This is a genomic window from Allobosea sp. AK1, assembly GCF_006714945.1.
GTDB lineage: Bacteria > Pseudomonadota > Alphaproteobacteria > Rhizobiales > Beijerinckiaceae > Allobosea > Allobosea robiniae.
Map to the genome: position 1 here is coordinate 67642 of NZ_VFMG01000002.1, position 15504 is coordinate 83145.

14 protein-coding genes, 2 pseudogenes and 1 other annotated feature are annotated in these 15504 nt (G+C 57.9%); of the genes and pseudogenes, 5 read left to right on the plus strand and 11 right to left on the minus strand.

From position 1 onward, the window contains the following. Positions 1-68 precede the first annotated feature (68 nt). The 4 genes from FHT98_RS25450 to FHT98_RS25470 all read right to left on the minus strand — a co-directional run bounded on the left by FHT98_RS25450 (position 69) and on the right by FHT98_RS25470 (position 3335). Positions 69-656 (minus strand): hypothetical protein, encoded by a 588-nt coding sequence (locus tag FHT98_RS25450; protein ID WP_142115926.1) that lies wholly within the window; start codon positions 654-656, stop codon positions 69-71. 572 nt (positions 657-1228) lie between these two features. Then, entirely contained in the window at positions 1229-1456 is a 228-nt protein-coding gene (locus FHT98_RS25455; RefSeq protein WP_349236278.1) for a DUF7673 family protein, read from the minus strand. Between the two features lie 192 nt (positions 1457-1648). After that, the gene (locus FHT98_RS25460; RefSeq protein WP_142115928.1) at positions 1649-1969 is read right to left on the minus strand and encodes a hypothetical protein; all 321 of its coding nucleotides are present in this window, start codon (positions 1967-1969) and stop codon (positions 1649-1651) included. A 457-nt stretch (positions 1970-2426) separates the two neighbouring features. After that, on the minus strand, positions 2427-3335 hold the full coding sequence (locus FHT98_RS25470) for a dihydrodipicolinate synthase family protein (protein ID WP_142115929.1): 909 nt from the start codon (positions 3333-3335) through the stop codon (positions 2427-2429). Between the two features lie 166 nt (positions 3336-3501). Between FHT98_RS25470 and FHT98_RS25475 the strand changes: the two genes are divergently transcribed. After that, a complete protein-coding gene (locus FHT98_RS25475) occupies positions 3502-4176 on the plus strand; it encodes a GntR family transcriptional regulator (protein ID WP_142115930.1) in 675 nt (224 codons plus the stop codon). 366 nt (positions 4177-4542) lie between these two features. Here FHT98_RS25475 and FHT98_RS25480 read toward each other — a convergent pair. Then, a pseudogene (locus FHT98_RS25480) lies at positions 4543-5258 on the minus strand (amino acid ABC transporter ATP-binding protein). Next, positions 5251-5793 carry an amino acid ABC transporter permease gene (locus FHT98_RS25485; protein ID WP_248309368.1) on the minus strand — a complete coding sequence of 181 codons (543 nt, stop codon included), beginning with the start codon at positions 5791-5793 and terminating at the stop codon, positions 5251-5253. The pseudogene FHT98_RS25480 and the gene FHT98_RS25485 overlap by 8 nt, the downstream one beginning before the upstream one ends. Between FHT98_RS25485 and FHT98_RS25490 the strand changes: the two are divergent. From FHT98_RS25490 to FHT98_RS25505, 4 genes and pseudogenes are all read left to right on the plus strand, one after another. Next, positions 5783-6399, plus strand: a pseudogene (locus tag FHT98_RS25490) (IS3 family transposase); the annotation flags it as partial. The gene FHT98_RS25485 and the pseudogene FHT98_RS25490 overlap by 11 nt on opposite strands. Further along, positions 6067-6183 (plus strand) — a sequence feature (AL1L pseudoknot). Its footprint overlaps the pseudogene before it by 117 nt. Positions 6400-6847: 448 nt before the next feature. After that, complete coding sequence (locus tag FHT98_RS25495) at positions 6848-8089, plus strand: NAD(P)/FAD-dependent oxidoreductase (protein WP_142115932.1); 1242 nt, start codon at positions 6848-6850, stop codon at positions 8087-8089. Between the two features lie 12 nt (positions 8090-8101). Beyond that, on the plus strand, positions 8102-9103 hold the full coding sequence (locus tag FHT98_RS25500) for a 4-hydroxyproline epimerase (RefSeq protein ID WP_142115933.1): 1002 nt from the start codon (positions 8102-8104) through the stop codon (positions 9101-9103). A gap of 11 nt (positions 9104-9114) precedes the next feature. Further along, positions 9115-10146, plus strand: a complete 1032-nt coding sequence (locus FHT98_RS25505; protein ID WP_142115934.1) for an Ldh family oxidoreductase — start codon at positions 9115-9117, stop codon at positions 10144-10146. A 211-nt stretch (positions 10147-10357) separates the two neighbouring features. Here FHT98_RS25505 and FHT98_RS25510 read toward each other — a convergent pair whose 3' ends face one another. Genes FHT98_RS25510 through FHT98_RS25530 form a run of 5 tightly spaced genes read right to left on the minus strand, consistent with a single transcriptional unit; the run spans position 10358 to position 15498 of the window. Continuing rightward, on the minus strand, positions 10358-11593 hold the full coding sequence (locus FHT98_RS25510; protein ID WP_185745290.1) for a metal-dependent hydrolase family protein: 1236 nt from the start codon (positions 11591-11593) through the stop codon (positions 10358-10360). A 17-nt stretch (positions 11594-11610) separates the two neighbouring features. Beyond that, on the minus strand, positions 11611-12603 hold the full coding sequence (locus tag FHT98_RS25515) for an oligopeptide/dipeptide ABC transporter ATP-binding protein (protein ID WP_185745291.1): 993 nt from the start codon (positions 12601-12603) through the stop codon (positions 11611-11613). Further along, positions 12600-13586 (minus strand): oligopeptide/dipeptide ABC transporter ATP-binding protein, encoded by a 987-nt coding sequence (locus FHT98_RS25520; protein ID WP_142115937.1) that lies wholly within the window; start codon positions 13584-13586, stop codon positions 12600-12602. Before FHT98_RS25520 ends, FHT98_RS25515 begins: the two co-directional genes overlap by 4 nt. After that, a complete protein-coding gene (locus FHT98_RS25525; protein ID WP_142115938.1) occupies positions 13583-14524 on the minus strand; it encodes an ABC transporter permease in 942 nt (313 codons plus the stop codon). The genes FHT98_RS25520 and FHT98_RS25525 overlap by 4 nt, the downstream gene beginning before the upstream one ends. After that, on the minus strand, positions 14521-15498 hold the full coding sequence (locus tag FHT98_RS25530; protein ID WP_142115939.1) for an ABC transporter permease: 978 nt from the start codon (positions 15496-15498) through the stop codon (positions 14521-14523). Before FHT98_RS25530 ends, FHT98_RS25525 begins: the two co-directional genes overlap by 4 nt. Between the last annotated feature and the right edge of the window lie 6 nt (positions 15499-15504).

A 15504-nucleotide genomic window follows, 5' to 3' on the forward strand; every position in this document is an offset into this window, starting at 1 on the left:
CCAGCGCGCTCGCCTTCGGATGGCGGCGAAAAAGAAGGGGGCGGGACCGCGGTCCCGCCCTGAGTGCCTCAACCGAAGGCCGCCATCTGCGCCTCGGCCGCCTTGCGGCCGACAGATGCGCCGATGTTCTCGATCGCCCGCTCGAAGGGCTTCCAGGCCTCGCCAACGACGTGTTCGTAGGCACGTACGGCGCCTTCGGCCGCCATGCGGAGCGCATGGGCCTGAACGCCCATGTCTGCGGCGAACTCCCGCCGGCGCTGGGCTTGGCCGTCGAAGCCGACCGGACCGTCGATGTCCTCGTCACGGGCATCGCAGGCCGATTTGGCTGTGGCGTCCCGCGCCTCGGTCACGGCCCGGGAGTAGAACTGGCCAGCGCCGTGGGCCGAGCCGACATAAGCGCCGACGATGCGTTGAAGGTGGATCTGCATCGCCCGTTCGCCCAGCCCTTCCTGGAGGCTATCGGCGGCCTCGGTGATGAGCCGCTCGTGCAGATCGCGGATGCCGTCGCCGTCAAGGATGGGGAGACCAAAGCTCTCCGAGATGCGAAAGGCCTGGGTGGCGTCAGGGCATGCCAGGCGGACCATTTCGAGGGTCGTGCCCTTGCGCAGCTGCACGACGCGGGCGGTCTGACGGGGGGATTGAGCGGCTTTGGCCATGGTGAAGTCCTTTCTTCGGGTCGCCTTGGGGAGCCTCGCCGGCGCTTGCCGGTGTCCCCTCGGGTGCGGTCGAAAGGAACCGGCTTCGGCCGGGGGGTTCAGGGCCCGGACGCCGCCAGGCGAGCGGGCCGGGGTTGCGGGCGAGCAGGGCTTTCAGCCCTCGCGCAGAACGCCAGCCCCGGTCTGCAAGATCGGCGGGGCCCGGCCGCTACGCGGCGCGGAACGCGGCCTTGAAGCTCACGGCAGACGGTTCAGACCGCATCACCAAGCCGAGGGGACGACGGTGAGCGCCGCGCGCCACCCAAATGCGGCCGGAGAACGGAAACATGCCTTCCGGCTCCCTCGGGAAGAAAAGCCGTGCCCCTGCACGAGCCAGCCGACGACCTGTTGGTCCGCTGGTCCCGGCACCTCCCAGTTCGCGTCGGAACGTGAGCGCGTCCCCGCCAGCGACGGCGTCCGCGAAACGACGGGCGTGCCGGGAGCTCCCGCCGGTGGGACGAAGGTGGCGGAGAAGACCCCTATCAGCCACCGCGTCGGAGATACTGCACTGTCAACCGAACGGCAGCCCAGATCTACGCCGTCGCCTGCGCGCGAGCCCAGATGCCCGGCCGCCATTGCGCGATGATGCCCTCGATTTCGCGGCGGTATTCGTTCGGATACTCGGCGTTGGAGAGGCGCGCGAGATGGTTGAAGACGAGCGCCATGTCGGCGGCGATCGCCGAGTCGACCGCGAAGAGGTCGGCGAGATCGAAGCCGCCGAGGCTCTCGGCATTCCACCAAGCGAGGACGAAGTTGGCCACGCGGTTGGCCTGGTGCATATCGGTGCATGCGATGCGAAGGAGCCGCTCGAACGCGGCGCGAGTTTCATTGTCCATATGCGGGCGCTCCGTTGGCTTTGGCGATTCATCGCAGAAATCAGGACGAAATTCACGCGATGATATGGGTGCTAACAGACGTCACCACTCGACGATCGGCCCGCATCACGGACGGCGTCACGCCGCCCGTGCTGGAAAATGCCGAGATAGCACCGCGATACCCCGGTCCTGTCGGGCGAGCTTTCGCGATAACGCGTCTATCTCCGGCTGCCGCTCAGCCGTGATCGCCGCGAGACTAGCACGATGGCGTTCGAGAAGGGCGCTCGGGTCGGGCGGTTTACCGCCACGATACGCCGTGTGCTTCGGCTTCATGGCCGGGATCAGCGCCGTGATGCGGCGTATGATCTGCCGGTCTATGATATCGAGCTGATGCTGGGTCTGCCGGCGGGCCTCTTCCATGCGCAGGAGTCGCGCGCGGCGATCGCTCGGCGGGATCATGTCGCCCTCCCCGGCGGCCAGCCGATGAAATCCTACGGCCCGAGACAGGCACGATGCCAGGTGGGGTCAATCACGGATCCGGGCGTGGTGTCGGCAGGCTCCGGGAGACCGACGCGGTTCATACGGCAGCCCTCCCCTCGACGACATCGGCTCCGACCTCGTCGGCGTCGACCTCCTTCGGAGCTCGTCAGCAGGAGACCGACAACCGGATCATAATTGGGAAAGAAGAGCCTGTTGAAGACCAGGCCTGCTACGGTTCCATGAAAAAATAATCAAACCATTCGATCGCGCTACCGACGAGACTAGCGATCAGAACTTTGGTCTTGAGAGCACTGCTGGGAGCAGCTGGTGCTCGGCCGGCCTCGGCCGCTGCAACGGACATTTCCCGCCTCCGAGTTTCTTGGAAACAAAACGCCCCGGCGGTTAGGCCGGGGCGGGAAATCGAACCAACAAGGCCTCAGGCGGCCTTTTTGGTCCGGTTCTTGAGGGCGCTGACGGCGGCGGACACGGTGGAGACGACATGCTCGCGCTCGGCGCCGACCAGCGGCAGGCGCGGCGCGCGGGTCCATTCCGGCGAGCCGTAGACGAAGTTCTCGGCCAGCTTGATGTACTGAACGAGCTTGACGTGGGTGTCCAAATGGAAGGACGGCGTCAGGATGTGATAGAGCTCGCGAGCCTGGGCGAACTTCTCCTGGGCGCAGAGATTAAAGATCTCGACGCACTCTTCCGGCCAGACATTTGTCATGCCGGACACCCAGCCTGTGACACCCAGCGCCGAACTCTCGACGATCAGGTCATCGACGCCACAAAAGACGCTGAAGCGGTTGCCGAGCTCGATATACATGTCGGTGACGCGACGGATATCGCCGGTTTCTTCCTTCACGCAGACGATCTGGGGCGTGTCGACCAGCTCCTTGAGCACTGCCGGCGTCACGTCGACACCGTAGGCGATCGGGTTGTTGTAGATCATGATCGGCAGCGATGAGGCGCTGGCGATGCCCTTGTACCATTCCGCAGTCTCGCGATCGTCGGTCTTGTAGCCCAGGCTCGGGAACACCATCAGGCCCTGCGCGCCGAAGCCCTCGTAGGCCTTGGCATTGGCGCGAGCCGAATTGAGGTTGGTCTCGGCGAGGCCCGATAGCAGAGGCACCCTGCCCTTCGTCACCTCGGCGCCGGCCCGGATCACGCGCTCGCGCTCGGCGAGCGTGAGCGAGGCGTTCTCACCCAGCATCGGCAGCACGATCACGCCGGACACGCCCGCTTTGATGAGGCGCTCGATGCTCGACTGGGTCGCCGGAAGATCGACGTTCCCGTCCTGCGTCATCTTCGTCGTCACAGCGGGGAAAACACCCGTCCACTTCGTCATCATCATTCCCTTTCAGTGAGCCACATCAGCTAACTGGATCCAATCTACAAGCGACTTGACATCCTGTCTACTTTTTTTCGTGATGATGACGGTGTATGCGTATGAGCTATGCTTTTGCCGCAATCCTGCGCGTGCGAATCAAATTACGAGGATCGGGCTAGCCGAAATGAAGGGATCGCGATCGAGGTTCGCCATCGAGCGACAAAGTTTACCGCGTGTTCTCGCAGAAGCTTTGCGTGAGCGAATCCTGAATGGGGAATTCAAGGATGGCGATCCTATCGTTCAGGAAACGATCGCGGAAGAATACGAAGTGAGCAGAATGCCTGTCCGAGAAGCTCTACGAGAGCTTGAAGGACAAGGCTTGGTTGTTCTAAAGACGCACAAGGGTGCGATTGTCACTTCGATGCCTCGCGAAAAGGTCATCGAGCTCTACGATCTTCGCGCCCTTCTTGAGTGCAATATCCTTGAGCGCGCGCTGCCAAATTTCCACGATGCTGATGTTATAGATGCGCAGAAGATATTGGCTGAGCTAGAAAATGCCTATTACAACAACGACATTCCAAAGTGGGGCGGACTGAACTGGCAGTTTCATAAGAGCTTGTATCTTCCAGCGAACCGCCCGGAGACACTCTCTATTATTGAGGGGATTAATATACAAACTGATCGCTTCATTAGAGTTCAGCTTTTGGTTTCTGGAGCAATAGAAACCGCCGAGAGGGAGCATCGTGAACTTCTGCGGCTTTGCGCATCCCGTGATCCGAAAGCGATTGAATATCTCCGCGAGCACATTTTTAACGCCCGAAACGGGCCCACATCATCACAGTCGGTCGCCGCTGCGTGAGTCTGCTCAGCAGCCAAACATCTTTGTTTAAGCCAATCGACGCGCGGATCGCCATATCTCATGGCGATCCGCCGCTTCCGTTGGTAGGAAGCGCAGCAAGGCGACCTGCATTGCTGATATGAAGGTACTGGCTCGGCAGAAGCGCTGTGGACTAGCATGAAAAGTTCATGCGCCCCTTCCCGCTAGCTTAGCGTATCCTCTAATCTTGCAGGGAGGGAGCACAATATTTAACAATAAGTATCCGCTTCGGTAATCAAGCAGCAGCGCGCGCTATTTTTGCTCAGATCGTTACGATGCCACCCTTGCGATAGCCCCGTACCAGCAGCACTGCACAGGCAGCTGAGAGAGCTTGTGCAGCCCCTTCACCTAGCGCGTCGATTTCAGGAAATCGATCGTTTCTGGCTTCTGCGGGCTACCGATCAACTGATCGGGCGTACCGATCTCGTGCATAAGGCCCTTGTGAAAAAACGCGACCCGATCCGATACATCTTTGGCAAACCGGATTTCGTGCATGACGATAATCATCGTCATTCCCTCCTCCGAAAGCATGCGAAGCGTATCCAAAACTTCCCCGACGAGCTGCGGATCGAGCGCAGATGTGACCTCATCAAACAGCATCTATTCGGGTGACATCGCGCGAGCGATCGCCATCCGCTGCTGTTGGCCGCCCGAGAGTTTGAAGGATAAACCTTCAATTTTTCGCCGAGGACAACGTGCGTGAGTTGCTTTATGGCAATCTCTTCCGCATCCTTTTTACTTTTCCCAAGCACCTGGCGAGGCGCCAGCATTACGTTCTCAAGAACCGTAAGATGCGGAAAGGCATTCCACTGCTGAAACACGATGCCGATGTTCTGACGTAGCTTGTTCAGATTGGTGCTTCGGGCGTGTACATTGATGCCATCGACAATGATTTCTCCGCCCTGAATGGGCTCAAGGCCGTTGATGCACATCAGCATGGTGGATTTTCCAGATCCGGAACCACCGATGACAGAAAGTACCTCTCCTTTTTGGACCGTCAGGCTAACGCCTTCTAAAGCTTCCAATTTACCAAAGGATTTGCGGACATTCTTGAGTTCAATCATTTTCTCGCCATCCCCTTTCGAGACGAGCGCCAAGGCGCGCAATCGGGAAGCTCATCAAGAAGTAGATCAATCCCGCTACGCTCAAGACGAACAATAGCTCTTGGATTCGGGTCACGATGATCTGCGAGGAGCGCAGCAGCTCGATAATCCCGATCCACAGCACCAACGCGGTATCTTTCATCACGCCTAAGGTCAGGCCTATCCAACTTGGGAGCGAAACACGCATCGCGATCGGGAAGACGATTTGTCTCAGATCCTGGCTATAGGTTAGTCCGAGCGAGCGGGCGGCTCTGCGCGTTGTCGGGGGCACCGCCAAGATACCTCCGCGGACAATCTCCGCGCAGTAGGCGGAGGTATACAGCGCCAACACAATACATCCGACACTGAAAGCAGATATGTCCAAGTTCAAGATCGATTTCGAGGAATTGGCGATCACGAACTGGATCAGCAGCGGGATTGAGCGGAAGATATCCATGAACCGCCCCGGCTTCGCCGGAGGCCCCAACTCCTGAGAGGATGGGGCTATGACGAGCAAGACGACGAACAAGTTCTCGCCTGAGGTGCGCGCCCGCGCGGTGCGGATGGTGCTGGATCACGAGGTCGAGCATCCGTCGCGCTGGGCTGCGATCATGTCGATTGCGGGCAAAATCGGCTGCACGGCGCAGACGCTGAACGAGTGGGGGAAGAAGGCCGAGGTCGACAGCGGCCGCAAGGCCGGGCTGACGACGGACATGGCGGCCAAGCTCAAGGCTCTGGAACGCGAGAACCGGGAGCTTCGGCAGGCGAACGAGATCCTGCGCAAGGCGTCGGCGTATTTTGCCCAGGCGGAGCTCGACCGCCGACACCGGTCATGATCGGCTTCATCGACGATCACCGCGGGGCCTATGGGGTCGAGCCGATCTGCAAGGTGTTGCCGATCGCCCCGTCAACCTACCGTGAGCATGTCGCCAAGCGGACCGATCCGGGGAAGCTATCGGCTCGGGCGAGGCGGGACCTGGAGCTGAAGCCTCAGATCGAGCGCGTGTTCGGGGAGAACTTTGGCGCGCGGAAGGTCTGGCGGCAGATGTTGCGCGAGGGGTTCGACGTTGCGCGATGCACGGTCGAGCGTTTGATGACCGACCTTGGCCTGCAAGGTGTAATTTCGAAGCGGTGGAGTTCGCGACACTGACCTGGGTCGACTGGTTCAACAATCGCCGGTTGCTGGAGCCTATAGGCAACATCCCACCGGCCGAAGCCGAAGAACGCTACTACGCGATGCTGGATGAGCCTGCCATCGCGGCATGACTCAAATGAAACGGCCTCCGGCGAAGCCGGGGCGGTTCAGATTGCGTCGAGCTTGTCTGCATAGGCGGGTGAAGCCGCTAGAATCAAGAGAGCGGCCGCTCCTTTAACAGATGCCTTCATTTTCTTCCCCTCTTCGCCTGATTGGCAACGGCCAAAAGCGGCGCCCATATTGCATCTAGTTGATCCAATACAACTGGATATCATCAGGCTCAGTGTCGCGAGTGCCCCTCCCCGCAGAAGCGTTGACTCACCGCTCCTCTGGATCCAATCTACACTTAATTGATACGAGGTTTGAGAGGCTGTAGGTGACTGAGCAAACCGCCATCGTGATCGGGGGAGGCATCATTGGCCTATCGATCGCTTTTCATCTCGCGAACGATTTTCAGGTCACGGTTCTCGATCGAGATCATGCGGGCGACAAAGCGTCTTACGGAAACGCGGCAGGGATGGCAGTGACGGAAGTGATGCCTGTCTCCGTCCCCGGTTTAGCCTGGAAGGTGCCGGGCTGGCTTCTCGACCCCCTCGGTCCGCTAGCTGTAAGGCCGCGCCATGCGGTCAAGCTCCTTCCTTGGCTCTGGAGGTTTTCGAAGGCGGGCAAGCCTTCAGAGGTTGAACGCATCGCGGTTGCGCTGGCCGCGCTCAACAGCCGCGTCTATGCGGATCTCATTCCAATGTTGGATGCGAGCGGGCTCGCGTCGCAACTACAGCAGAAGGGCGCCCTAACAGTCTACGAGTCCGAGCATGGCCCGACGCGAGATGCTGTCGAGTGGGACCTCAAGCGGCGTCACGGCTTCGAAGCGGTGCTTATGTCAGGGCAAGCCGCGCGGGATATGGAGCCGTCGCTCGGTCCCCTTGTGAAGAGCGCAGTCTTCACCCCAGCTTGGTCGCACGTCAGAGATCCGAAAGCGCTCACCGAGACATTAAAGGAATGGCTTGTTCGGGAGCGTGGCGTGATTATGTTGCCCGGAAATGCAACTGCGCTTCAGTCAGGCTCGCGCCCAGCCATTATATGCGAGGACGGACGGCGCATCGAAGCTGATCGAATAGTCGTGGCGGCAGGCGCCTGGTCAGGCCGGCTAACTAAGACAATTGGGGATCTGGTCTCCATCGAAAGTGAGCGTGGATATAACACCACGCTCCACTCGCCCGGAATCCAACTGACTCGGGAGTTGATTTTTGCAGACCGCAAATTCGTCGCCACACCACTCTCAATTGGCCTGAGGATCGGCGGAGCGGCGGAATTCGGTGGCTTAGAATCGGAGGCGAACTTCAAGCGGTCTGATGCTCTGTTGACGCTCGCCAAGCGCTATTTTCCAGCTTTGCAGACGGCGGGAGGCACCCGCTGGGCGGGACACCGCCCGACCACGCCTGATAGCTTGCCCATAATTGGCCGCGCTAGCAGAGACAAAAACATCATTTATGCCTTCGGCCATGGGCATCTGGGGCTGACGCAAGCGGCAACAACGGGCCGCCTGGTGGCAGACGTGGCTGCCGGTCGGCCAGATTCGATCGATCTGTCGCCCTACTCTGCTGCTCGGTTTGCGTGATTGGGATAGAACATGACACGCCATACATATTTCTGTGTTGACGCTCACACCTGCGGTAATCCGGTTCGGGTTGTCGCGGGCGGCGGCCCTCTCTTGCCAGCCGTATCGATGGCAGAGAAGCGGGACATATTTGTTCGACATTTCGATTGGGTTCGTCGTGCTTTGATGTTCGAACCTCGCGGTCACGACGTGATGTCGGGCACAATTCTTTATCCGTCATCCAGAGAAGATTGCGATGTCGGTGTTCTCTTCATTGAGGTGAGCGGCTGCCTCCCCATGTGCGGACACGGAACCATCGGAACGGTGACAGCAGCGATCGAAGAGGGTCTAGTGATCCCCAGACAGGAGGGGCGCATCGCGATCGAAGCGCCCGCCGGCCGAGTAGAGATCGAGTACACCAAGAACGGTCAATATGTTGATGAGGTTCGTCTATTCAATGTGCCCAGTTACCTTCATGCTCGCGACATCATACTGAACATCGAAGGACTCGGTGAAATTTCTGTAGATCTCGCCTATGGCGGAAATTACTACGTCATAATTGAACCGCAGGCGAACTGGGCTGGCTTGGATGGCATGTCAGCTGAAGAGATTAAACGGTTAAGCCCGGCCGTTCGGAGAGCTGCGCAGGACGCACTAGCACCCGTACATCCTGAAGATCCCCGCATTCTCGGTGTCAGTCATGTGATGTGGTGCGACAAGCCTAAAGCTGCTGGAGCCAACGCTCGCAACGCGGTTTTCTACGGAGACAAGGCTATCGATCGATCACCGTGTGGAACTGGATCGTCGGCCAGGATGGCACAGTTGGTAGCCCGCGGGCGCCTGGCCGTCGGGGACACGTTTGTCCATGAAAGCATTATCGGCACCATGTTTAACTGCAAGGTGGAGGGAACCAGGCGGGTCGGCAACGTCGATGCTATCCTGCCGAGCGTAGCTGGCTGGGCGCGCGTGATCGGACACAACACAATATATGCGGACGATCGCGACCCGCTCGTACACGGCTTTCAGTTGAGCTGAGGTGCGCTGAAATGGATAACGCGCATCATCCCGTGCGGCTTTCTCTCGATGAGCTCCGCACGCTAGCGATTAAAATTCTCCAAGCTCACGGACTTGCCAGTGATCACGCGGAAGCGGTGGCCGCCACTGTCGTCGCCGGTGAGCGCGATGGCTGTACGTCTCACGGTGCTTATCGGCTTATTGTCTGCGCCCGTACGCTACAGCAAGGAAATGTAATCAAAGATGCAGTGCCTGAAGTGACGCATCCCTCGCCTGCTCTTACAAAGGTCAACGCTCACGGGGGGTTCGCTCAGCTTGCCTTTTCAGCCGGCGTTTCTCATTTGGCCGACAAAGTCAAGAAGTTCGGGATTTCTGCGCTGGCTCTTAACAACTGCGTTCACTTCGCGGCTCTTTGGCCTGAAGTCGAGGCGATGGCGGAGCGAGGCCTCGTCGCGATAGCATGTACTCCAAGTCATGCTTGGGTTGCTCCAGCAGGCGGTACCAAGCCGGTATTTGGTACCAATCCGATTGCGTTTGGCTGGCCTCGACCAGGGCGATATCCATTTGTTTTTGATTTCGCCACAAGCGCGACGGCTAGAGGCGAAATTGAGCTTCATAATCGGGAGAATAAGCCAATCCCACTGGGATGGGGACTGGATAAGGAAGGAAATCCGACCACTAGCGCAGAAGCCGCCCTTGCCGGTGCGATGCAGACTTTCGGAGGACACAAGGGCTCGGCACTCGCAATGATGATCGAGCTGCTGGGCGGCCCTTTGATCGGCGATATGACGAGTTTGGAGTCGATCCAGGTCGACGCTGGCCGAAAGTCCTCTCCCATAGGAGGCGAGCTGATCATAGCGATCGACCCCGAGGGCTTCTTGGGGCTGTCGGCAGCTGCTCACATCGCTCGTGCTGAGAAAGTCTTCGATGCAATTACCCGGCAGGGAGCCAGGCTACCTTCGGAGCGAAGGTATAAGGCGAGAGCGAGGAGCCTAAGCGAAGGGGTGGAGCTCCCGTGCCGATTGTACGCTGAACTTATCGCCCTGTCTCATAAAGAGGAATGAGCAAACAACGGAGCCTGCCGCTCCCGCCAATTTTCTGAAAGTGCCGTTCGCAGCCCACCTCCCGGCTGCAAGCCCCTGCTGGCGCGAAACATTCTGCATCAGAAAACAACCGCGTCCCCTTGCCGGCATATGCACTCGATTGCTCCCACCAACAAGGGGGTGGGAGCAATGAATCTGCTCTGAACGCCTGCGGCGTTCCGGCATCACCGCATTAAAGCCGGTTTTTGAAAACCTTGCCGCCCTTCATGATAAAGGCGATTGCCGAACCCTTGCTGTCAAACGTGTTGGCGTCGACGAGGGGGTTTTTATCCACCAGTAGGATATCTGCAAAAGCGCCCTCGGCAATGACGCCAATTTCACCCTTTTGCATCAGCGCCTCAGCGTTGACGCTCGTTGCAGACCTAAGTGTGTCGACCGGCTTCTCAACCTTAGCTCGAAGTTGGAATTCCTCACATTGCAGCGGATGCAGCTCAGTGCCCAAAATATCCGTCCCGAACCCCATTTTGAGGTTGTTTCGAGCCGCGATCTGGATGGCCTCGAGGCCCTTATCGCGAATGGACCTGATTTTGCGCATGCTTTCTTCGGGGGAGCCGAGCTCGTCACCAAACCGAACCAGGCTATCGCTGGTGATAAGCGTCGGGATTAGATAGGCGCCTCGTTCGCGCATCAAAACCGCAGTTTCATCGTCGATCAAGTTGCCATGCTCGATCGTTCTGACGCCTGCCTTAATTGCCCTACTGATCGCCTTCGGCGTGTAGGCATGCGCCATGACATAAGTCTGCCAAGCTTCGGCCTCTTCGACGATAGCCTCAAGCTCTTCGACGGAGAATTGCGTGTTCGCGATGGGATCCGTTGGGGATGCCGCCCCACCCGAAGCCATGATCTTGATGTGGTGCGCGCCCATGCGTAGTTCATCACGCGCCGCCTCCCGAACCGCGGGAACGCCATCCACGATGCGACCTAGAATGCTCGACGTTGTCATCCAAGATTTCTGGAAGGGCATCGGAATGCGAGAGCGTAAATCGCAGTGCCCACCAGTTTGGCTCAGAGCGTTTCCAGATATCAGCATTCGAGGCCCATCGAGGAACCCCTCCTCAACGGCGCGTGCGAAACCCGCATCTGCCCCGCCCGCGTCTCGGACGGTTGTAAATCCCCGCTGCAGCATATCCTCGATAATGAAGCGCGCCTGCGCAAACAGATAAGATTTCGGCAGGCGATCAAGAGGCGCTAGGTTCACGTTCGTCGCCAGTACATGGACGTGAGCGTCAATCAATCCCGGCATCAAGGTTCGTCGACCGCAGTCGATCTCGACAGCATCTTCGAACCGGCCTTTACGATTGCTGACCTCGCGAATGCGTTGCCCTTCCACGACGACATGCAAGCCGTTCTGGAGCTCTGAGCTTTCGCCGTCGAAGACAGCAGCGTTGCTGAAAATCGTTATGGTCATCTCGGTTTCCTTACCGCTCATACGTGGTGACAAGACACTGCGGCGCTGCTCGAAGGGCTTTTGCGCAGTGAGGGTTTCTCTCTTCGGCAGAGGTCTGTTGCCCGATCACAGCGACTAGCGAATGCACAGCCGGGAACTGGGGTCATATTGTCAGGCGGCGCGCCCCTGATTTGTTCATAATGCTTTCCGATCACGTCCATCCTAGGAGCGGATCGAAGCAACATCTGCGTATATGGATGACTTGGTACAAGCATGACATCATCGCGAGCACCGATTTCTACAATTGAACCAAAATACATCACAGCGATGCGATCGGCAAAATGATACATGACCGCAAGATTGTGAGAGATCATGAGATAAGATAGATCTCTCTTCTCTCTCAAACTCTGAAGTAGGTTTATGACTTGAGCCTGCACGGATACGTCCAGCGCCGAAGTTGGCTCGTCTAAAACAATGCAACCAGGATCACCGGCAATAGCTCGCGCAACAGCGATGCGCTGTCGTTGCCCCCCGGAAAAGGCCCCCGGTAGTTTCATGGCGTCGCCTGCGGATAATCCAACCGCAATCAGCAATTCTTTCGCTATATTCTGGCGCTCCGACCGAGAGCTGCGAAGATCCGGATCGCAGGAAATTGGTTCGACGATGCTGCGCCATATCGGCCATCGGGGATCGAGACTGGCATACGGATTCTGGAAAACCATCTGGATTTGGCGGCCGTGTCCAGCGCTAGGCGTAGAATGGGCGCTCGAAACCGTTTTTCCAGATAAGATAATCTCGCCACTTGTCGGCCGCAGGATGCCAACGATCATGCGCGCCAGCGTGGTTTTCCCGCAACCGGACTCCCCTACGATACCGAAGGATTCGCCTCGCCCAATTGCAAAGGAAACGTCGGTTACGGCGTTGACCCGCTTCGACGCTTTGAAAAGACCTCCACCGACCGCGAACTGTTTGCTCAGCCCAGTCACTTTTAGCCTTGGCTCTAGCACTTGCACCGGATCCAGGAGGTTCATGCGTGCGCTCCTTCGGCGAGCGGATTCCAACATAGGACGCGACGGCCGCAGCCTTCCACCCGAGCCGGCGGCGGGCTGGTCAGGCAGCAGTCCAGCGCTCGATCGCACCGAGGGGTGAACGAGCACATGCTAGAACGGGCATCCAGCGGCGGAACTCGGCCAGGAACATGGTGAAGTGATCCGAGGGGTCCGCCAATAGTGGGGATGCTGGCCAGCAGCCCGGCGGTGTAGGGGTGCTTCGGCCGCAGCAAGACCTCGCTAATGGCGCCGACTTCTACCAACCGGCCGGCATAAAGAACCCCAATCCGGTTCGCTATCGACCCGACGAGAGCGATGTCATGGGTAATAAAAAGAACGGACATCTCGCGATCGGCGGCGAGCTTTCGAATGAGTTCCATGACTTGTGCCTGAACGGATACGTCTAAGGCGGTCGTGGGCTCATCGGCGATCAGGAGGGTTGGGTCACCTGCAAGTGCCAACGCAATAACGACGCGCTGCCGCATCCCGCCAGATAGCTCCTGCGGGAGGGCCTTCATTCTTTCCCGAGGTCGAGCGATGCCTACTTCTTCAAGTAGCGTAACTGCTCGTTCAGCCGCCTCCTGGACAGTGCATGCGCACAAATGCCGCACGGTCTCTGTAAGCTGATCCCCGACTGTAAATACAGGGTTTAGACTGGTCATAGGGTCTTGGAAAATCATGCCGACTTTTCGGCCTCGTATCTCCCGCAAACCCGTAAGATCGCCGGGAACCACGGGGCGACCATCGACCTCAATTGCTCCTGACGCGATATTTAGAGGTTTTGCGATCAGCCCAGAGAAAGCAGATGAGAGCACCGACTTGCCACCACCCGACTCGCCGACTAGTCCGAATATTTCTCCGCGTTGAAGTGTTAGGTTTATCTCCTCAACGATTGGGAGGTCCCCACCGAAAGTAGAGAGCGAGATAGTCAAATCTCGGAGACATGCAGCCGCGGTCATGCTCATTTCCTCGCGATCCGGTCTTGCAGCCAATCTCCAACCAGATTGCAGCAAAGGACGATCAGTACGAGCACCAGCCCCGGCAGAACGGACACCCACCACTGCCCAGACAGGAGGAAATTATTGCCAACTCTGATTAAGGTACCTAACGAGGGCTTTGTCACAGGCAATCCCACCCCCAGGAACGAAAGCGTCGCCTCAATGATAATAGCAGACGCGATTTGAATACTTCCAAGAACAAGTATTGAACTGAATACATTCGGCAATACGTGAAGAAATAGACATCTTGCTACAGAGCATCCCGATATTAGTGATGCCACAACGTATTCACCTTGCAGCTCTACCAGCGCAGATGCCCGCACGGAGCGAGCATACTGTACCCACCCACTGAGCGCGATCGCAGCTACAACAACAGTCCCTGAAAGCAGAGCGCTATCGCGATCTTTGATGATGCCATGCAAAACGCCATCGATAACTAGAGCAATTAGCAGAGGCGGAAATGATAGCTGAACGTCGGCCAAACGCAGTATTACGATCTCAAGCCAGCCACGATAATAACTAGCTGCCAACCCCGCTGTTACACCGAGCACCATTGATAGCGAAACCGCAAGAGTTGCTATGATCAGGGATGTCCTGGTCCCGTGCACAATCATTGCGAGCAGGTCACGCCCCTGATCGTCTGCGCCGAACGGGAGGCTCCAATTTCCCCCTCCGAGCCAAACCGGCGGAGTAAAGGCATCCATCAGGTTGATTTTGCTCAGATCTGACGGATCATAAGCCAGGAAAAGTGGAATGAGGAAAGCAGAAGCAACCACCGCCATCAGGGTCACGAGAGCAGCACCTTCCAATGATAGAAGTTGCAGTTCGAATACTTTTCGCCTCGCCGCGAAAAAAACCCCTCCTGAGCTAATTCCGGCATTACCTTGTGAGTTGGCGACGCTCATTTTGAAGCTCCCGCTCGACGACTGCGGGGATCCACGAATAGAACCACAGCATCAGTGATGAGGTTAATCAGCACGAACAGAATACTTACGACGAATAGGTAACCTGCCATGAGAGGAAAATCGGCGAAGGTAACCGCTTGAATGAACAGAAGTCCGACGCCTGGCCATTGGAAAACGGTTTCCGTCACAACCGAGAAGGCAATGATTGACCCCAACTGAAGACCTGCCACCGTTAAAACAGGAGGCAGGGCATTTCGCAGCGCGTGTTTCAAGTAAATTAGATGGTCAGGCAAACCCCTTGCCTTCGAGAATCGGATATAATCCTTCGCCAAAATGCCAACCATTTGCGCTCTCGTGAGCCGCATGACCAATGCTACTTGAAATATGATCAAGCTTAGCATTGGTAAAATGATCGATGATCGCCCGCTACTTGTCAGAAGGCCCGTTTCCCACCCCGCCACGCGCACTGTCTCTCCGCGGCCGAATGCGGGAAGAACTTTCAACTCTGCTGCAAAAACCAGGATCAGCAGAAGAGAAACTACGAAGGGCGGCAATGAAATTCCGCCAACCGCGGCCAGCTCAACCGCCCTCGCCCGCATCTTGCCCTGGTAGATGCTTGCGAAAACTCCAGCCGCCAGGCCAATCGCCAGAGATGCGAACCCAGCCAGCAGACTGAGTTCGAGCGTCGCCGGCAGACGCTCGAAGATTAACGACATTACGGGCTTCTTGTACTGATATGAGAAGCCTAATTCGCCCTGTAATGCTCGCCAGACGTAACGGCCAAACTGCTCCCACAGCGGGTCATTTAAACCCAAGGCGTTCCGCAAAGCCGCGCGGGCAGCCAAATCGGTGTCTTGACCGACAAGACCGGCGACCGGGTCGCCTGCATATTGAAAGAGGACAAAAGCCACTGCCAGGACAACGAAGACCACTGCGAGGCCTTCGCCGAGCTTCAGCATTAACTTGGCGAACATTGCAAA